The organism is Tychonema sp. LEGE 06208 (assembly GCF_015207505.1).
Taxonomy (GTDB): Bacteria; Cyanobacteriota; Cyanobacteriia; order Cyanobacteriales; family Microcoleaceae; genus Microcoleus.
In genome coordinates, this window is the sequence record NZ_JADEWT010000032.1 from 37371 (window position 1) to 54855 (window position 17485).

Below are 17485 nucleotides of genomic sequence, written 5' to 3' on the forward strand. Positions count from 1 at the left end.
GTTAGCTAGGGAAGCATTTGTTTCGGAGAGTAAAAATATTTTTTGTTTGAGTGCGAGCTAGGACGATCGCACTCACGTGTAAAAGCAAAACTCAAATACTTCATTAGCTAATGACTAATGACTAATGACTAATGACTAATGACTAATGACTAATGACTAATGACTAATGACTAATGACTAATGACTAATGACTGATGACTAATGACTAATGACTGATGACAACTGACTAAGGCAATTGCCGTTTAAGTGCTGCCAAAGAAGCCCAGCGACTGTCCGATAATGTTCCTGAGCTTTCTGTCTCAGCAGCATCATCATCATCATTTATATCTATTCCCGGACATTCAGTATCGCATAGATGTTTGTGCGGTAGTTCCAAACACATTTGCTGGTACACCCAATCACTCGGAGAAAAAGAGCCTGTAGGTGGCAAGTTTTCCACCAAATCTTCTAAATCAACTTCATATTCTCCTGAACTTGCATCGGGCTGAAGTTTTTTTTCTTCCAACCAAATTATTTCAGAAGATAGCAGTTTTAAACGATGATTGTATTGTTTCAAGCATCTGTGGCAAGTTAGAGTAACAATTGTTTCTGCTTTTGCTTTCACTTCAAGATAATTACCTTGGTGAGCAACTTGCAATCGTCCCCGCACCGGAGTGAGAGTTTCTAAATCGGGAATAAATTCTTCAAAATCAATAACCTCTTTCCGCTCTAATTTTGTGAGTAGATGAGGAATATAAATTGTCTCCATAATCATCTTTCGCCGTTTTATGCTTTTCGTCTCCAGGCACAAGTCAAAAGTCAAAAGGAATAGCTAATTTTGGGCTGTTTCCTTTTTCCTTTTTCCTTTTTTCCTTTTTTACCGTCAGCGCCGACGCACTACCAAACGCCGATCGGGTTCATGTCCTTGACTGTAAGTTTCTAGATCTTCATATTCGCTCAAAAAACCGTGAACTTGACGGCGTTCTGCTGAAGACAACGATTTTAGTTCAATTTCAGTTCCTGTCGATCGCGCTTGATCTGCGGCATACTCAGCCATCGAGCGCAATTCCTCTTGGCGGCGGATGCGATAGCCATTGAGTTCCACCGTATAAGGAATGGACTCTTCTGATTCGTTACCGATGTTCGCAATCGCGTTGCAGAGGTACTGAATCGCATCTAGTGCATCACCGTCAGGCCCGACTAAGATTGCAACTTGTTCGGGAGTCAGATTGCTGTGATCTATGGTCATCCAATAGCAATCTTTTTGTTGTTCGCATACCACTGTTGAAGGAATTGCGGACAGTTTTAGCAATTCTTCTAACCATTCCTGTCCGCGCTGCATTTGAGAGTCTTTCATTTTTGTTAAAATCAAGCCTTTTTCTTAGAACGCTTTGGTTCAAAGGGAAGTGCATCTAATCCCTGTTCTTTTTGAGTTTTCGCCTCTGCTTCGTCCACGATTTTTTGGAGATTTTCAGGCAGCGGTTCTCTGGACAAAATAAACGCTTGAACTGTTTGGAAGATGTTAGCAATCAGCATATACATCAACACGCCAGCGGGCAGCGGGAAGAACAAAAACATCCCCGAAAATATGACTGGCGTTAGTTTGTTGACTGTCGCCTGTTGGGGGTTGTCGTTTGGCCCTTGTGCTTGTCCCGAAAGGGTTTGGTTGATGTACAAACTAATGCCGAAGCCGAGGATCATCACCAAAATATCCCAGTGGATCTTACCATCTGGGTCGATCGCGCCAACGCGGCCTAGAGCTTCAATAAACAGGAATCCTTTGTTGGCGGCCAATCCGGGGATTATGCCTTCAACAGTGATTTCACCGGGCGCTAAGGCTGTGATGTTGCCCTGTTCGTCTACGTTGACGAGTTCTTCGCCTTTGATAATTTTCCAGCGGGGTTCAAGGTCTATTTCGGTGTTATTTTCTGCCGCTATGCTTTGAAGAGCCTTGCCCTCTGAGGTTTGAAAATTTATTTTGGTTGTGTCGCCGACTGCGAGTTTGTTGCCACCTGGAATCACGCCCACAATTGGAGCGTGAAAAGTACCTGTGAAGTAAATATTTTGGGGCGGTGTAGCAAAAGCTTGCGGTTGAACAGTTTCGATTTGTTCTTTCGGGACAATTTCAAGGTTGACGTTGTAATTTATGTCAGAAAATGGCGAGCCCCTGAGCGTTGCGAAAAGTGCAAACAGCACTGGCATTTGCAGCACCAACGGGAAGCATCCTGCTAGAGGGTTGCCAAATTCTTTGTAGACTTGGCTCATTTCCTCCTGCTGTTTAGTAGGATTGTCTTTATAGAGTTTTTGAATTTGATCTACTCGCTCTTTCATCAACGGCTGGGCTACTTTCATACGTCGCATATTGCGAAGAGAGCCTGCGTTGAGAGGATAAAGAGCAAAGCGAATCACGAGCGTCAGAGCTACGATAGCTAAACCGTAGCTTGGCACGATCCCGTAGAAAAAATCTAGGATCGGCAGCATTAGGTTGTTGGAGAGAAACGAGATACCAAAATCCATTCGCTTGTTCGTTAATTTAGCTGCTCTTTGTTTGCTGTTGAGAACTATTTTTACCCGCTGAAGGCGGGCCGTCTCACTTTTTAGGCTTTTGTCTATATCTTAGGACATTGCCTGTCGATCGACCGCCCGGCCGGCAGGTTTTTGTAATCAATTGGCTAATACTCGCCCTTACTATCACCCAACAAACGGACACAAGCGCCCGAATTCTGTCGTTAGCAGCCTCTAATTTTAGACCTTTGTTCAACATTCCAGATTCATCGGCAGCAAATAAATCTCAAATTTCAAACTTGTTCACTTGCGTTGTCGAAGAATCTGCAAATGCAAAAATAGACTAATTTGGGCTTCAAACTAGGGTGAAAACGCTGCGGTTATTTAGTTTTAGCCGCGTTGGCTTTTTGAGCGGCTGCGGGCAGTTTTTCGTTAATGTAATCATACATGGCTCGGAATTTCGGAATCGATCGCAATTCTAAGCGGCCGCCATTTTTCATTGTCAGCACCATGTCTCCGTAACTCCCGAAACCGCGAGGTACTGTGACCATTTTGACTATATCGGAGTAGATAACATCTGTGCGATCGCGCCCCATCCAACCGCTAGTTATGGAGACACGGCGGCTGGTGATCCGGTAGCGCAGCCACAGAGCCCGTACAATTGCTCCTACTGCGAGGGGGATTCCCACGACAGTAAGCCCCAGGAGCAAGTTCACGATCAAGTCTCCAAGCGCGGGGCCGCCTTCATAATATACTTCCTCTCGAATTCCCATCTAGTACCTCGGCTTCTACCAACAACTGCTCTAATTCTTGCAGAATTTCTGCATAATTGCACTCTTGTGCGATCGGACGCACGACAATTACTAAATCCCACCCAAATTTTAATCTGGGCAATAGCTCTCGCAAAGCTGCCCGAATCTGGCGCTTAATCCGGTTGCGGACTACAGCGCGCTTGCTCACCTTGAGGCTGATAGAAATACCCGTGCGAGTGGGCGGCACCGATTTCTCGGCTGTCGTTGGTTTGTTTAATTCGAGGCTTTTGGGTTTGCGAAGAGCTCTTAAGCTGAAATGAGCCGAGTTGCGGCGCATTCCCTTGCGGTAAACGGCGCTGAAGTCTTTTCGGTGCTTGAGTCGGTTTGTAGGAGGCAACATGGTAGCTGCGATCGTTGAGGCTTCTCCACCAAGGCTGCAGTGCTAGACTGCGAGGCGGTGGCGACCTTTGCTGCGGCGGGCTTTGATTACCAATCGACCATTTACGGTACGCATTCTGGCGCGAAAACCGGATGTTCTTTTTCTTTTGCGGCTGGTTCCGTGCAGGGTTTGCTGTGTCATTTAGATTTCTCCCGGCTTGTTACTTTACTTTTGATTAATATTCACAATCTGGTAGTTTACCATAGAGTGGTTTTCTTGGCAAACAAATTTAAATTCATGATATTAGTTTGTGGGTAATTCCCAGAAACCCGGTTTCTTTCGAGATATTTCGTATCCCAATTAAGATTATCGAAGAAACCGGGTTTCTTAGCCTGTGGGTAATTCCCAGAAAAAGGTAATATGGATGTAATTTTGGGAGGGTTAGGGATATGACTCCACAACCGAATGGAAAAGTGACTATCGTCCGCACAGAAAGGGGGCTGACGATCGCGGGAACACGCATCACCCTTTATGATGTAATAGATCATCTCAAAGCCCAGTATCCCCCTAAATTCATTCGTGATGTATTTAACCTTACGGATGAGCAGTTCCGCGCGGCTCTTTCCTACATAGAAGCGCACCAAACAGACGTAGAAGCTGAGTATCAAGAAGTTTTGAAATCAGCCGAAGAGACTCGGCAGTATTGGGAAGAACGCAACCGCGAACGCTTTGCTCGCATCGCTGCAACTCCCCCTAGCTCTGAATATGAAGCTGTGCGACTCAAACTTCAAGAACGCAGAGCGCAGCGGGAAGCAACAAAGCAATGATGATTCTGGCTGACTACAATTTGAATCGGCAAGCTCTTTTGCTTTCTGGAAGTCTGGTGACAGGAGGGTGGTTAGATATTGCTCCCATTCGGTTAGTGACATTTCAAGACATTGGCTTACCATCTAATAGCGACGATCGAGTTGTTTGGCGATTGGCTCAATCTAATCAAATGCTTTTATTGACAGCAAACCGTAATGCAAAAGGTGAAGACTCTCTGGAACAGGTGATGCGGGAAGAAAATCAGCCAACTTCATTTCCGATTATCACGATTGGCGATCCGGATCGCGTTAACGAATATGATTACCGAGAGCGTTGTGTTGAAAAGCTTGTAGAAATAGCGATCGATATCCAATACTATATGGGAGCAGGTAGGTTATTTATTCCGTAAACATATCTATTAGACATCTCCAATAATTATTGTGGAACAGGCCCTCGTTGCCTGTTCAAAGCTGGCTATTCGGTCGATGTCTGTTAGAGGAAACAGAACAACAGCACGATACGGATAGCACGGATACACGGATGATATTGCAAGGGATCTCGCCCTTAAACGAAAAAAATCCGATCCCCGCGGCTAAGGCGCAGTCAGCGCGATCGTCGCCGCGAGTTTGGTAGTGTCATGGTAGTCTGTAATGAAGTTATACTATAAGTGTCAGCTCAGCTCTTTCTCATCGATCGAGTTGACTTTTCACCCCCCGCCCACCTCGATAAGGATGAGCGTTTTGCTGCTTTACGTAAAATTATCAAATTTCTTCACAGAGGTGAGTTTTGGATATTATTGAAGTACCATTTAATAGTTTTATTGGAATTGAGAGAGCGAGTCACTCCAGCGAAGTTCTGCTTAAACTGAGCAATTCCCCAAATTACAAAAATCACCTGGATACTGTTCATGCCAGTGCTCAGTTCGCTCTTGCTGAAGCTTGCAGTGGAGAATATTTATTAAGTCGCTTCAAGGGAAATTTATCTGACTACGTTCCAGTGGTGAGAAGAGTTGAGGTTAAGTATAAGAAACCAGCGACAGGAGAGATATATGCAAAAGCTCAAGTCTCCGATGACGAATTTCAGAGGTTTATAAATGCTCTACAAACAAAAAGTAGAGCAATGTTATCTATTAGTGTTGACATCGTTGACTCAAACAATATTGTTACGATGAATGCTTCTATTGAATGGTTTGTTCAGAAACTAAAGCAATAGGGAGCCTAACTTTCCAAAATGAAATTGTAAGGTCGATCGCCCTTAACCGAAAAAAATCAACTCCCCGACTTCTGACGAGAAGTCGGGGATTTCGCCTGCTAGTCGCCCTTAACCGAAAAAAATCAAATCCCCAACTTCTAAATTCATCCGTCTATCCGTGTCAACATCCGTGTTCTTCCCTTATTTCAGTTCAACATTCACTGTAGCAGACATCCCCGGTGCGATCCGAGTTTCGTAGCCTTTAATGCTTTCGGCATCAAACACAACTTTTACCGGAATCCGCTGCACAACTTTGGTGAAATTTCCAGTAGCATTATCGGGAGGCAATAAGGAGAATTGAGCGCCAGAAGCAGGGGAGAAACTATCGAGATGACCTTCAAATTTGCGGCCACCAAAAGCATCTAATTTGATTTCTACTTTTTGGCCTGGTTTCATGTTTGCCAGTTGCGTTTCTTTGAAGTTAGCAATTATCCACAAATCATTACTGACGATCGCCATTAATGGACTTCCCGGCTGCACCCGCTGCCCGACTTCAACCGATTTGCGGCCGATTTGTCCGGCGGCTGGTGCGGTGATATTCGTGTAGGAAAGTTGCAGTTGAGCGTCTTTAACCGCAGCTTCCGATTGGGCGATCGCAGCCTTAGCAGCATCATACTGCGATCGGCTGACTTTAGTTTGTTCGCCCGTAGCTTGAGCTTGTTGCAACCCGCCCTGGGATGCAGCGAGTTTCGCTTCGGCGGTACTGATACCTTCTTGGGCTACGGCGACTTTAGCTTCGGCGCTGGCGATGCCGACTTTAGCTTGCGCTACTTGGGCTTCGGCTTGTTTTACCCCTTCTTTAGCTTGGGCTACTCCTGCTTGGGCTTCGATTACGCCTTCTTTGGCTTGGGCTAAGCGCGCTCTAGCTTGGGCAATTCCTTGTTGGGCTGCGGTGGTTTGGCCTCGGGCTACTTCATAGGCGGCTCTAGCTGCGTCTAGTTGCTGGCGGGCGATCGCACCTTCTTCTTGCAAGCTTTCGTAACGTTTATAATCGGCTTGCGTTTTAACCAGACTAGCTTGCGCTTGTACTAGCTGAGCTTGCGCGGCCGCAATACCGGCTTGGGCTTCCGTCACTTTGGCTTGTGCTTGGGGAATTCCGGCTTCGGCTTGGGCGACTTTGGCGATTGCTGCGGGCACGCCGGCTTCGGCTTGGGCGACTGCGGCTTCGGCGGCGGGTACGCCTTGTTGGGCTTCTTTAATGGCTGCTTGGGCGGTGGAAATGCCAGCATTGGCGGTGCTGATATCTCCTTGGGCTTGGGCTGTTTTGCCTTGGCTGGTTTGAGAGGCGAGGGCAATATTGGCTTGGGCTGCTTCGGCTTGGCGGCGGGCGTTTTCTAAGGCTGCTTGGGATTGTTGCAGTTTAACTTGGTAGTCGCGGGGGTCGAGTTTAATCAGCGGTTGTCCGCGTTTGACTTGTTGGTTGTCTTGCACTAAGACTTCGCCGACTGTACCGTTGATGCGGCTGCTGACTTGGTGGATGTGTCCGGCAACTGTGGCGTTGTCGGTTTCTTCGTGGATGGAAGCGTATTGCCAGTAGTGGTAGCCGAAGCTGCCCGCTGCGATCGCCCCGATGCCCAATACAGCGAAAATTAGTGGTTTCTTGGACTTTTTCTTGGGTGTTTCCGACGGCGGCAGGGGTGGTTGGATTTCTGTTTCTGGGCCGGTTTTGAGCTCGGTGCTGACTTCTGTTTCTGGGGCGGGGATTACTGGTAGGCTTTTGGCTATGGTGTCATCGATCGGCTTTTCTAATACCGCGACTGCTTTACCGTTGCCGTTGCCGTTGAATTCTGCTGGGTTGGTTTCGTTGGTGGGTTTCATGGTAGTTGACTCCTGAGATTTTAATAAGATGCCGTTTGGTTAGAGTACGTAGTTTTTATTTATTAAGACTGCTGTTTTTAAGAGTGCGTAGTATTTTGCGGTTATTTGTAATTTAGTAGAGGTAGATGCTGCTGCGCTTCATCCGTGAGAGTGATTTGTCGGTTTAGGAAAGATTGGCGATCGCAATATCGATGAGTTCTGAGAAGCGTTCTCGATCAACCGGGGAAATTCCAGTCATTGACTTCTCTCTGATAGTCGCTACCAGTGGCGGCAGCACGTCTTGCAGTTCCCTGCCTGCATCTGTCAGCCAAATTCGCCAAATGCGCCGATCGCGGGTGTCTCTCTCGCGGCGGACTAGGCCTCTTTCTTCCATGCGATCGATCACGCCCGTCAGCGTCCCGCCTACCTGTTGCAGTTTGTCGCCAATGCTGGAAGTAGGCAAACCGTCTTCTTGCCACAAGCAGCACAGTACCAGCCAGTGAAAAGGTGTCAGCCCGAAGGGTTCGAGTATTTCTTGCAGCCTGCGAGTTCCTAGCTGCCCCAGCAGTTTGAGCCGGTAGCCCAGGCTATGGGGAGCAAGAACGTCGTGCCACTGAGCTAGATATTTGCGATCGACAGTGGATGTAGTAACCATCGGCTTATTACTTAGTGTTCGTACTATCAGTGTAAAGTGTATTTTGGAAGTTGTCAAGGGGGAAAGTAGAATTTTTGGTTAGGGCAAATGCTGCGCTAAAACTGCGAACCCAACCGGGTTGAAACCCCTGGCGTGGCGGACTGGCGAACTCGCCCGCTGGCCGACTCGCCCACTCGCCCAGACTGTGGCGTTGCAGAGGGTGTCCAACTTTCAACTATCCATCGCGCCCTCAACCACCGTGCAAGCCGGATGTCCTTCTGGGGAAAGGTGTTTACAAATCTTAATTGTTCTTAAACTAGAAAGAGTACATCTTATTTGCGATCGGACTTTATGTTGCTTCCAGACTCTTTGCGTACCAAGTTAGACGACACCGACGATACACTGTTCTATTCCTCTCCTCGGTTTGTGACTCATGTAGATGACGGGTTTATTCAGCAACTAACCGATTTGTATCGGGAACGGCTCAAACCCAATACTCGGATTTTTGATATGATGAGCAGTTGGGTGTCTCACTTGCCGGAAGAAATGGAATTTGCCCATGTCGAAGGCCACGGCATGAATGAAGAGGAGTTAGCAAAAAATCCCAGACTGAATCATTATTTCTTGCAAAATTTGAACGCAAATCCCAAATTGCCGCTGGCAGATGCAGAATTTGACGCAGTTGTCAACTGCGTATCGGTGCAGTATTTGCAACAGCCGGATGCGATTTTTGCTGAAATTCGCCGCATTTTGAAGCCCGGAGGCGTAGCAATTATCAGCTTTTCCAACCGGATGTTTTATCAAAAGGCAATTGCGGCTTGGCGGGAAGGTGCGGAGGGCGATCGGGTACAATTGGTCAAGAGTTACTTTGATTCGGTCAAAGGAGCGAGCATACCCGGATTTAGCAAACCGGAAGTAGTTAGTAAACAGTCTAACTTACCGAGTTTTATGCAAATGCTGGGGATGGGAGGCGGCGATCCATTTTATGCGGTAGTTGCTTACCGCCAAAGTTAGAATTTTTTAGGTTTGTAGTGAAGACTTTAGTCCGCTGATTTTTTTAAGGACTAAAGTCCTTACTACAAACCGAGCCAAGGTTAGGTTCTTTAAGTTAGAATATATTTAACAGTTGCTCCTCAAATATGGAAAACCAACTTTTGCAGCGCATCACACTTGACCCCAATATTTGTCACGGAAAACCCTGTATTCGCGGTCTTAGATATCCAGTAGAGTTGATTCTTGAATTACTTAGTTCTGGTATGAATTTTCAAGAAATAATAGATGATTATGACGATTTAGAACATGAGGATATTTTAGCTGCTTTGCTTTTTGCAGCGCGGCTTACTCAAGTAAAAAGCATATATCGAGTATTAGTGTAATGAAGTTTTTGGTAGATGCACAATTACCAGTACGTCTGGCGCGCGTTCTGCAATCTGCTGGTCACGATACTATTCATACTAAGGATTTACCTCGACAAAACGCAACTCCCGATTCAGAAGTTAACTTGTTTTCAATCCAAGAAGGCAGAATTGTTATCACAAAAGATAGAGATTTTATCGATTCATTTATGATTAAGCAGCAACCTTACAAGGTGTTAATATTGACCACGGGCAATATAAATAATAACCAACTTATCGACTTATTTATAAATAATTTGTCGCAGTTGACTGAACTATTTCAGCAACATTCATTGATCGAAATGAATCGCGATACAATTGTAGTTCATCAATAATAATCAAACAGGTAAAACCTTGATATGAAACCATATCAGCAAATAGCGATCGATGAATGCGGCGAACCCTTAGTGCCAATTCCCACCGAACATTTTGCCTTGGAAACGCCGCACCCCTATCAAAAACTGGGTGCTCCTTATCACAACAGCAAAGCAGATTCGCCTTACTATTTGCGGCAAGGAGTTGTCAATAGTTTAATAAAAGCTAAAACACAACTACAGCAACATTATCCTCATTGGCAAATTCTGATATTTGACGCTTATCGGCCGGTAGAAGTTCAGCAATTTATGATAGATTATACTTTCAATCAAATTGCTGTAGCTCAAGGCTGCGAATTTCCGGTTTCCGAAGACAAACGTGAAGTAATTATCCAACACGTATATCAATTTTGGGCTGTACCGAGTATGGATCTGGCTACGCCTCCGCCTCACAGTACAGGCGCTGCTTTAGATATAACTTTAGTGGATGAAAATAATCAACAAATTGATATGGGTTCTCCGATTGATGAAACATCAGAACGCTCTTATCCCGATTATTTTGCCAAGAGCAAACAGCCTCACAAACAGGAATATCACCTGCACAGGCAAATATTAAAAGATGCCATGATAGCGGCTGGTTTTCAGCAGCATCCTAAGGAGTGGTGGCATTTTTGTCTGGGCGATCAAATGTGGGCTTGGTTGACAAATAACAATAATAGTGGTAAGAAAGTTATCGCTAGATACGGTCGCTATTAAACTATTTGAGATTTTCCATTTTTCGATTTGAGATGACTGAATGCTCGATCGACTATAAATCAATTGGACAGCAACCGCCAAGAGACTGAGAAAGTTTTCGCATTGCTCAAACCCTTGCTTTGATTGCTGCTTCCTTCTTCCTTCGTGCTTCTTTTTACCTCGATTGAAGCCTTTGAAGCCTTCTTTCTGCTATCGAGGCTATTGCCAGCGGGGTAGCGGTGCTTTAAAATTAACCAGAGCGAACAAGTGCAGGCAAATCGAGCCAGCACCGCAAACCCTAAAGGATAACTTAGATTTCACCCCATGAAAGCACTCATCCTCTCTGGCGGCAAAGGTACACGCTTGCGTCCCCTAACCTATACGGGTGCTAAGCAGTTGGTTCCTGTGGCAAATAAGCCGATACTGTGGTACGGAATAGAAGGAATTGTGGCGGCTGGGATTACGGATATTGGGATTGTTATTAGTCCCGAAACTGGGGAAGAGGTGAAGGCGAAAACTGGAGATGGATCTCGCTTCGGTGCAAAAATTACTTATATCTTGCAATCAGAACCGGCGGGACTCGCTCACGCGGTGAAAGTTGCCCGACCGTTTTTAGGCGATTCTCCGTTTATTATGTATTTGGGAGATAACTTAATTGAAAATTCGCTAGATCCGTTTTTAGAGATTTTTCAAAAGCAAAAACTAGACGGTCTAATTTTGTTGCGTCCAGTTGTAAATCCTTCGGCTTTCGGTGTGGCAAAAGTTGATGAAAACGGGCGAGTTTTGCAGTTGGTAGAAAAACCAAAAGTTCCACCGTCGAATTTAGCACTGGTGGGAATTTACTTTTTTGCTCCTACTATTCATGAGGCGATCGATCAAATTCAACCTTCGCCCCGCGGCGAACTGGAAATTACTGATGCTATCCAACAGCTCATCAATCAGAAAAAACAGGTAGAAGCCTGTAATTTAGAGGGTTGGTGGCTGGACACGGGGAAAAAAGATGATTTGCTGAGTGCAAATCAAATCATTTTAGATAGCCGTATCGTAGCTTCATCTGAATTGAAAGTAGAGAGCACAAGTCAAATTATCGGGCGCGTGCAAATAGGCGAAGGAACGGAAATTATTAATTCTACAGTTCGCGGGCCTGTGGTAATTGGAGAAAATAGCCGCATTGAAAATTGCTTTGTCGGGCCTTACAGCAGTATTGGCGATCGCGTGACGATGATTGATGCTGATATCGAACACAGTGTAATATTGCAAGGGGCGAAAATAATTGGCATTCATCAGCGAATTGTTGATAGCGTGATCGGGCAGCGAGCTCAACTGATTAATGCGCCGGCGCGTCCAAAGGCTTTGCGGTTTATGATCGGTGATGACAGTCAAATTGAGTTATAGCATTTCGAGCTCTCATATAAGGTGCCGCTGGGCATAGGCCTCCGTGGGCATACCTCACAACGCGATCGAACCGCTATAGCTTAAGTTGAGATGATGCCAATATCGGAAGCAATAATCATGATTTAACAAGAGATACATTTTCTTGTGGGGTGGGCATCCTGCCCGCCCTCGAACAGCCAAAACGCCTGTTCCGTAATAAGTCATACTACGTTATCTCAAGGAGGTGAAAGATTGGAGTCCGAAGAAATACCAACTCAACAAATTATAGATAAATTGCGACAAACTTTGGAGCCGCGAATTGGTATTGCTGATTCGCTGATGTTTGCAAGAGAAAATAATGCGATCGCCCGAGATGAAGATGACGAGGATATCGCCCTTTTGAAGACTGGTTTCGACATTTACAACGTCCCCATTACTTCTTACCAAAGGCGACTGGGTTCCGCAGTCATAGCCGTTAGGAAAATCGTCCGAAAATTGCTCAGGCCGGTACTCGAACGACAAGTAATTTACAATTTTGCTAATACCCGCGTGGTGCAAACGTTGAGCAGACAGTTGCAAAAATTGCAAGAAAATCAACAAACTCTAGAGAAAAAAATTGTATCAGAGTTCAATGGCTGTTTTCCCGAAGTTAAAGCACAGCTTGAGACTCAACAACAGGCGATCGCAAATTTTCAGTCAGAAATAGAGGAAATTAAAGCAGTGCAGCAGCAACATACTGCTATTTTAGAGATGATTACCGCTCAATTGCGCGATCGACAAAAATAAAGCATCAAAAATGACCACACTGCCAATATGCTCGTTAATTATAGTCAACTATAACGGTCTTCGCCACACGAAAGATTGCTTAAAATCTCTACAAAAACTTGCGTATCCCGAACAGCAACTCGATTTACTTGTAATTGACAATTGTTCTAAAGACGATTCGGTTAATGCTTTGCGCGAACTGTTTCCTAAAGTTCGGATATTTGTTAATTCCGCGAACAACTTCGCCAAAGCTCTCAACCTCGGAATCGGCGAAGCAAAAGGGGAATATATCGCCTTTTTAAATAATGATGCAACCCTTGACAGTCACTGGTTGGAAATATTAGTAAAACGGCTAGAAACTGACGATAAAGTCGGCGCTGCTAGCGGTAAATTATTGTTTAAAGACGGGCGAATTAACAGCGCGGGAATTCAGCAATTACCTGAGTTTTATTGGCAAGATATCGGTTTTGGCGAGAAAGATTCGGGACAGTACGATAAAGAAGAAAAAGTCGAGGGACTTTGTTGGGCGGCGGTGCTTTTTCGCAGGGAATGTCTAGAAGATGTGGGGTCGATTGATGAAGATTTTGTGATGTATTTTGAGGATGTAGAGTTTGCGAAACGCTGCTCTAAACGGGGTTGGAAAATGCTTTATGTTCCCGCAGCTATCGCCCATCACGAGTATCGAGGTTCTAGTAAAGGTAGCAAGCTGACTGAGTATTTCTGCAACCGCAATCGGTTTTTGTATTTGGCGAAACACGAACCTTTGCAATTAGTTAAGGCGATTCATACTTCAGATTTTTTTTCTAACAAACAGTACAATTTGCTGTTCGAGAGTTTGTTTGTGGCGATTAAAAAACTGCTAGATTATCAGAAACCGGAAATCATCGCAAATGTACTCCCGCAGTTGTTGGAAAAGTTGGCGGTGATTTACAGCCGCAGCAAGGTCGATCGCATTTTACCTCGATTGCAGGTGGTTCGGGGCGATCGCAAAATGTCGATCGCCATTTACGATCACGGACTTCATTTTATCGGCGGCGGCCAAAAATACGTCGCTACCATCGCCTCCTTGCTGCAAAATGAATTTGATATTACCTTCATCGCCAACAAACCCGTTGCTGTTTCCGACTTAGAATCGTGGTACGGGCTGAATCTTTCTCGATGCAAAATTAAAATTATTCCGTTGCAGTTTTACGACAAACGCGGAATGCAGTGTATCGATTCCAGCATCATCGTGGAGGACATGGAAAATCCCTTTGATGAAATTTCCAGAGAAAGCAAAAATTACGATATTTTTATCAATGCTAACCAACTAGAAAAAGTGAAACCGCTATCGCCGATATCAATATTTTTTTGCCATTTTCCCAATGTTTTTCGCAACCGTCACTTTGCTGTGGATGACTACACTTTTATTATTGCCAACAGTCAATTTACTGTCAAGTGGCTGGAAAAACGCTGGAACTTGCAGCCAACTTTTTTACTTTATCCGCCCGTGGAAATGGCAACGGTGAAAGTGGCGAAAGAAAAGGTCATTTTAGCTGTGGGACAGTTTGAAGCTGGGGGAACAAAAAAGCAAATTGAACTAATTAAAGCTTTCCGCAGTTTGCTAGCAGATTATCCCGATCGACTTCAAGGATGGCGGCTGATTTTAGCTGGTAGCAGCATTCCAAAAAATCCTTATTTAAAGACGGTTCAAAATTTATTGAGGCAAGATTCAAGGGCGATCGAACTCAAAGTTAATGCTTCTTTTGAGGAGGTAAAATTGCTTTATGCTAAAGCGAGCATTTTTTGGCACGGCTGCGGTTTGGGTGAAGTGAATCCTCAAAGGTTTGAACATTTCGGGATGGCGACTGTGGAAGCAATGCAAAACTGTTGTGCTCCGATCGTCTTTGCTGGTGGTGGCCAAGTGGAAATTGTCGAACACGGGCGATCGGGCTTTTTGTTCAATACCGTTGAGGAACTTTGCCAGCATTCGCATCAACTAATTGTTAATCCCGATTTGTTAGCTGAACTTCAAGCTGGTGCACAGCAGCGCAGTCAGAACTTTAGACTTGCAGGTTTTGAGAAAAAAGTCAATAGTTTTTTTGAGATTATTCACCAAGAATATGCTACAATTCGGCTGCCAAATCCTGCTGATATTGCTCAAATGCTCGATCGACCTTAAGCATACAAATATGGATGCGGCTAAGGACGCGGCAGTGCCGTTTCCCTACGGATCGAGGACGCGGCAGTGCCGTTTCCCTACGGATCGAGGACACGGCAGTGCCGTTTCCCTACGGATTATTCGTTACCCATTAAAATTATTTTTTACTCAAAGCGTGTCCAATCAACTTTTAATCAATTTGTCTTTCTTAACTCCCGAACCTACGGGAATCGGAACCTATGCCGCCAATCTTTTCCCGCAACTACAACAGCTAGAACCAACATTACTCGCTTCCCAGCAAATTGATAATTATAGTTGCTATCAAATCCCCGAAACTCTGACACCGAATCGCGGCCCGAAAGGACAAATTAACAGGCTGCTGTGGACTCAATTTGAATTACCCCAAATTTATAATAAATTGCAGTCAAACCTAATTTTTTCCCCAATTCCCGAAGCACCTTTATATTCAAAATGCCGCTACATTGTTACGGTACATGATTTAATTCCTTTGCGGTTTCCCCAAAAACTTTCTCGTTTGACGGCTTATTTTCGCTACTACATACCGCAGGTTTTGCGGCAAGCGGAACACATTATTTGTGATTCTGAAGCAACGGCGACAGATGTTGCTAACTTTTACCAAATCCCGCGTCAGAAAATGACCGCAATTCCCCTAGCTTGCGATAATATTAATTTTAGATATCTCGACTTGCCCGCCAAAAATTATTTTCTTTATACCGGCAGACACGATCCTTACAAAAACTTAGAAAGATTAATCGCTGCATTTGCGAGTTTAGCCGATCGCGCCAACTACGAATTGTGGCTGGCGGGGCCTCCCAACGCCTACACAGCGCAGTCGATCGCCCAAGTTGAAGAATTAGGCTTACAATCTTCAGTAAAGTTTCTCGGTTACGTTGCCTATGCTCAATTGCCCGTACTAATGAATCAGGCGATCGCCCTCGTATTTCCCACACTTTGGGAAGGATTCGGCTTGCCAATTTTGGAAGCAATGGCCTGCGGTACACCAGTCATCACTTCCAACCTGTCATCAATGCCAGAAGTCGCCGGAGATGCAGCATTATTAGTCAATCCTTACAGCGTTGGAGAAATTGCCCACGCCATGCAAACAATAGCCAGAGATTCCAAAGTGCGATCGAACTTAAAAAAAGCTAGCTTAGCACGAGCAAATCAATTTAGCTGGAAAAAAACCGGAGAAGCAACCGCCAACATCTTGCAAAAATACCTTTAAAACCTCCCTCTCTGCGCCCTCTGCGCCCTCTGCGGTTAAATAAAAAAAAATCCCACCACAAAACCGCAATCTAAATATTATCCCATGTCCAATCCCCAATCCAACCTGCTAATTAATCTTTCCTTCCTAATTTCTCAACCAACAGGCTTAGCCATCTATGCCAAAAACCTATTTCCCCACCTAAATCCTCTCAATCCCACCTTACTTACAGCCCAGAATTTCCCCAACAATAACTGCTACGAAATTCCCGCCAACCTCACACCCGAACAAGGAAGCAGAGGACACATCAATCGATTGCTGTGGACACAAACCCAACTACCCAAAATTTACAAACAGCTAAAATCTAACTTATTATTTTCTCCAATTCCCGAAGCTCCTTTATTTGCAGGTTGTCGCTATATAATTACAGTACACGACCTAATAGCGCTGCGATTTCCCCGCCGCTTCGATCCGCTGACACCTTATCACCGCTACTACATTCCGCAAGTGCTGCGACAGGCTGAACATATCATCTGCGATTCCGAATCGACGGCCAACGATCTCATGAATTTTTGCAAGATTCCCAGTTCTTTGATTTCGCGAATTTTTCCCGGCTATGATGCGAGTTTTTTTAAGTTTCTAGACTTACCAACAAGCAATTATTTTCTTTATATGGGCCGCCACAATCCCCATAAAAACGTGCAGCGAGTTGTATCAGCCTTTGCAGCTTTACCCAAGAATTCCGAGTACGAATTGTGGATAACAGGTTCCGAAGATCGGCGCTATACGCCGCTGCTGAAGGCGCAGGTTCAAGAATTGGGATTGTTCGATCGAGTAAAATTTCTAGATTATCTCCCGGCGGCTGATTTGCCCAAAGTCATCAATCGGGCGATCGCCCTGCTATTCCCCAGTCTTTGGGAAGGATTCGGCCTCCCCGTACTCGAAGCAATGGCCTGTGGCACTCCTGTTATCACCTCTAACCTATCTTCGATGCCAGAAGTCGCGGGGGACGGCGCACTGTTAGTCAATCCCTACAGCCTCCAGGAAATAGCCTCTGCTATGCAAGAGCTTGCAACGGATGCCAAAGCTCGATCGCACTTGCGGCAACTCGGTTTGGCCAGAGCAAAACAATTTAGCTGGGAAAAGACAGGCCGGGAAACTGCTGCTATTCTCGATCGATATCTTTAATGAAGGAAGAAGTCATTAGTCATTAGTCATCAGTCATTAGTCATCAGTCATTAGTGTTGTCGCCTCCGAGCTTTCCGTACAACGTCATCAGTCCGAGGGAAGAGGGAAGAAGGAAGACGGGAGAGCGAAGACGGGAGAGGGAGAGGGAAGAAGGAAGACGGGAGAGGGAAGAGGGAAGAAGGAAGAGGGAAGCAGGAAGATTTTTCCAATCTCCCCCTCTCCCAATCTCCCCCTCTCCCCCTCTCC

General features: G+C 45.3%; 21 protein-coding genes. 13 read left to right on the plus strand and 8 right to left on the minus strand.

Going from position 1 to position 17485, the window contains the following annotated elements; genetic code table 11:
• Positions 1-226: 226 nt before the first annotated feature.
• The 6 genes from IQ263_RS11125 to rpmH form a co-directional block, all read right to left on the minus strand.
• A complete protein-coding gene (locus tag IQ263_RS11125) occupies positions 227-748 on the minus strand; it encodes a YceD family protein (RefSeq protein WP_194067481.1) in 522 nt (173 codons plus the stop codon).
• Positions 749-862: 114 nt separating this feature from the next.
• Entirely contained in the window at positions 863-1336 is a 474-nt protein-coding gene (locus IQ263_RS11130; protein WP_194010922.1) for a Jag family protein, read from the minus strand.
• Between the two features lie 11 nt (positions 1337-1347).
• Entirely contained in the window at positions 1348-2496 is a 1149-nt protein-coding gene (yidC, locus tag IQ263_RS11135; protein WP_194067482.1) for a membrane protein insertase YidC, read from the minus strand.
• 368 nt (positions 2497-2864) lie between these two features.
• Positions 2865-3257: a PH domain-containing protein gene (locus IQ263_RS11140; RefSeq protein WP_194010924.1), complete on the minus strand. Its 393-nt coding sequence runs from the start codon at positions 3255-3257 to the stop codon at positions 2865-2867.
• Positions 3229-3636, minus strand: a complete 408-nt coding sequence (gene rnpA / locus IQ263_RS11145) for a ribonuclease P protein component (RefSeq protein ID WP_194067483.1) — start codon at positions 3634-3636, stop codon at positions 3229-3231. Before rnpA ends, IQ263_RS11140 begins: the two co-directional genes overlap by 29 nt.
• A gap of 42 nt (positions 3637-3678) precedes the next feature.
• Entirely contained in the window at positions 3679-3816 is a 138-nt protein-coding gene (gene rpmH, locus IQ263_RS11150; RefSeq protein WP_193974120.1) for a 50S ribosomal protein L34, read from the minus strand.
• 248 nt (positions 3817-4064) lie between these two features.
• On the opposite strand from rpmH, the gene IQ263_RS11155 reads away from it, so the two are divergent.
• The 3 genes from IQ263_RS11155 to IQ263_RS11165 all read left to right on the plus strand — a co-directional run bounded on the left by IQ263_RS11155 (position 4065) and on the right by IQ263_RS11165 (position 5634).
• Positions 4065-4442 carry a DUF433 domain-containing protein gene (locus tag IQ263_RS11155; RefSeq protein WP_194067484.1) on the plus strand — a complete coding sequence of 126 codons (378 nt, stop codon included), beginning with the start codon at positions 4065-4067 and terminating at the stop codon, positions 4440-4442.
• A complete protein-coding gene (locus IQ263_RS11160) occupies positions 4439-4831 on the plus strand; it encodes an ACP S-malonyltransferase (protein ID WP_194067485.1) in 393 nt (130 codons plus the stop codon). Before IQ263_RS11155 ends, IQ263_RS11160 begins: the two co-directional genes overlap by 4 nt.
• Before the next feature lie 377 nt (positions 4832-5208).
• A complete protein-coding gene (locus IQ263_RS11165) occupies positions 5209-5634 on the plus strand; it encodes a YiiD C-terminal domain-containing protein (RefSeq protein ID WP_194067486.1) in 426 nt (141 codons plus the stop codon).
• A 180-nt stretch (positions 5635-5814) separates the two neighbouring features.
• On the opposite strand, the gene IQ263_RS11170 is transcribed toward IQ263_RS11165, so the two are convergent.
• Positions 5815-7491, minus strand: coding sequence for an HlyD family secretion protein (locus IQ263_RS11170; RefSeq protein WP_194067487.1), 1677 nt, complete (start codon positions 7489-7491; stop codon positions 5815-5817).
• Positions 7492-7654: 163 nt separating this feature from the next.
• Positions 7655-8125, minus strand: coding sequence for a MarR family winged helix-turn-helix transcriptional regulator (locus tag IQ263_RS11175; RefSeq protein WP_194067488.1), 471 nt, complete (start codon positions 8123-8125; stop codon positions 7655-7657).
• Positions 8126-8455: 330 nt separating this feature from the next.
• On the opposite strand from IQ263_RS11175, the gene IQ263_RS11180 reads away from it, so the two are divergent.
• From IQ263_RS11180 to IQ263_RS11225, 10 genes are all read left to right on the plus strand, one after another.
• Entirely contained in the window at positions 8456-9118 is a 663-nt protein-coding gene (locus IQ263_RS11180) for a class I SAM-dependent methyltransferase (RefSeq protein ID WP_194067489.1), read from the plus strand.
• A 125-nt stretch (positions 9119-9243) separates the two neighbouring features.
• The gene (locus IQ263_RS11185; RefSeq protein ID WP_106333745.1) at positions 9244-9480 is read left to right on the plus strand and encodes a DUF433 domain-containing protein; all 237 of its coding nucleotides are present in this window, start codon (positions 9244-9246) and stop codon (positions 9478-9480) included.
• Complete coding sequence (locus IQ263_RS11190; RefSeq protein WP_194067490.1) at positions 9480-9833, plus strand: DUF5615 family PIN-like protein; 354 nt, start codon at positions 9480-9482, stop codon at positions 9831-9833. Before IQ263_RS11185 ends, IQ263_RS11190 begins: the two co-directional genes overlap by 1 nt.
• Before the next feature lie 24 nt (positions 9834-9857).
• A complete protein-coding gene (locus IQ263_RS11195; RefSeq protein WP_194067491.1) occupies positions 9858-10568 on the plus strand; it encodes a M15 family metallopeptidase in 711 nt (236 codons plus the stop codon).
• Positions 10569-10871: 303 nt separating this feature from the next.
• The gene (locus tag IQ263_RS11200) at positions 10872-11942 is read left to right on the plus strand and encodes a glucose-1-phosphate thymidylyltransferase (RefSeq protein WP_194067492.1); all 1071 of its coding nucleotides are present in this window, start codon (positions 10872-10874) and stop codon (positions 11940-11942) included.
• Positions 11943-12173: 231 nt separating this feature from the next.
• Positions 12174-12707 (plus strand): hypothetical protein, encoded by a 534-nt coding sequence (locus IQ263_RS11205; RefSeq protein ID WP_194067493.1) that lies wholly within the window; start codon positions 12174-12176, stop codon positions 12705-12707.
• Between the two features lie 10 nt (positions 12708-12717).
• Complete coding sequence (locus IQ263_RS11210) at positions 12718-14847, plus strand: glycosyltransferase (RefSeq protein WP_194067494.1); 2130 nt, start codon at positions 12718-12720, stop codon at positions 14845-14847.
• A gap of 154 nt (positions 14848-15001) precedes the next feature.
• Positions 15002-16072, plus strand: coding sequence for a glycosyltransferase (locus IQ263_RS11215; RefSeq protein WP_194067499.1), 1071 nt, complete (start codon positions 15002-15004; stop codon positions 16070-16072).
• 84 nt (positions 16073-16156) lie between these two features.
• The gene (locus IQ263_RS11220) at positions 16157-17239 is read left to right on the plus strand and encodes a glycosyltransferase family 4 protein (protein WP_194067495.1); all 1083 of its coding nucleotides are present in this window, start codon (positions 16157-16159) and stop codon (positions 17237-17239) included.
• A gap of 56 nt (positions 17240-17295) precedes the next feature.
• On the plus strand, positions 17296-17485 hold a 190-nt coding region (locus IQ263_RS11225; RefSeq protein WP_194067496.1), incomplete at its 3' end, for a hypothetical protein.

What these genes read in the sequence shown, in the direction of transcription:
- IQ263_RS11180 (WP_194067489.1), top strand. Translation starts at nt 8,456, where the DNA reads ATGTTGCTTCCAGACTCTTTGCGTACCAAGTTAGACGACACCGACGAT.
- IQ263_RS11170 (WP_194067487.1), bottom strand. Translation starts at nt 7,491, where the DNA reads ATGAAACCCACCAACGAAACCAACCCAGCAGAATTCAACGGCAACGGC.
- IQ263_RS11210 (WP_194067494.1), top strand. Translation starts at nt 12,718, where the DNA reads ATGACCACACTGCCAATATGCTCGTTAATTATAGTCAACTATAACGGT.
- rnpA (WP_194067483.1), bottom strand. Translation starts at nt 3,636, where the DNA reads ATGTTGCCTCCTACAAACCGACTCAAGCACCGAAAAGACTTCAGCGCC.
- IQ263_RS11160 (WP_194067485.1), top strand. Translation starts at nt 4,439, where the DNA reads ATGATGATTCTGGCTGACTACAATTTGAATCGGCAAGCTCTTTTGCTT.
- IQ263_RS11185 (WP_106333745.1), top strand. Translation starts at nt 9,244, where the DNA reads ATGGAAAACCAACTTTTGCAGCGCATCACACTTGACCCCAATATTTGT.
- IQ263_RS11220 (WP_194067495.1), top strand. Translation starts at nt 16,157, where the DNA reads ATGTCCAATCCCCAATCCAACCTGCTAATTAATCTTTCCTTCCTAATT.
- IQ263_RS11200 (WP_194067492.1), top strand. Translation starts at nt 10,872, where the DNA reads ATGAAAGCACTCATCCTCTCTGGCGGCAAAGGTACACGCTTGCGTCCC.
- IQ263_RS11130 (WP_194010922.1), bottom strand. Translation starts at nt 1,336, where the DNA reads ATGAAAGACTCTCAAATGCAGCGCGGACAGGAATGGTTAGAAGAATTG.
- IQ263_RS11195 (WP_194067491.1), top strand. Translation starts at nt 9,858, where the DNA reads ATGAAACCATATCAGCAAATAGCGATCGATGAATGCGGCGAACCCTTA.
- IQ263_RS11155 (WP_194067484.1), top strand. Translation starts at nt 4,065, where the DNA reads ATGACTCCACAACCGAATGGAAAAGTGACTATCGTCCGCACAGAAAGG.
- yidC (WP_194067482.1), bottom strand. Translation starts at nt 2,496, where the DNA reads ATGGATTTTGGTATCTCGTTTCTCTCCAACAACCTAATGCTGCCGATC.
- rpmH (WP_193974120.1), bottom strand. Translation starts at nt 3,816, where the DNA reads ATGACACAGCAAACCCTGCACGGAACCAGCCGCAAAAGAAAAAGAACA.
- IQ263_RS11190 (WP_194067490.1), top strand. Translation starts at nt 9,480, where the DNA reads ATGAAGTTTTTGGTAGATGCACAATTACCAGTACGTCTGGCGCGCGTT.
- IQ263_RS11125 (WP_194067481.1), bottom strand. Translation starts at nt 748, where the DNA reads ATGGAGACAATTTATATTCCTCATCTACTCACAAAATTAGAGCGGAAA.
- IQ263_RS11140 (WP_194010924.1), bottom strand. Translation starts at nt 3,257, where the DNA reads ATGGGAATTCGAGAGGAAGTATATTATGAAGGCGGCCCCGCGCTTGGA.
- IQ263_RS11175 (WP_194067488.1), bottom strand. Translation starts at nt 8,125, where the DNA reads ATGGTTACTACATCCACTGTCGATCGCAAATATCTAGCTCAGTGGCAC.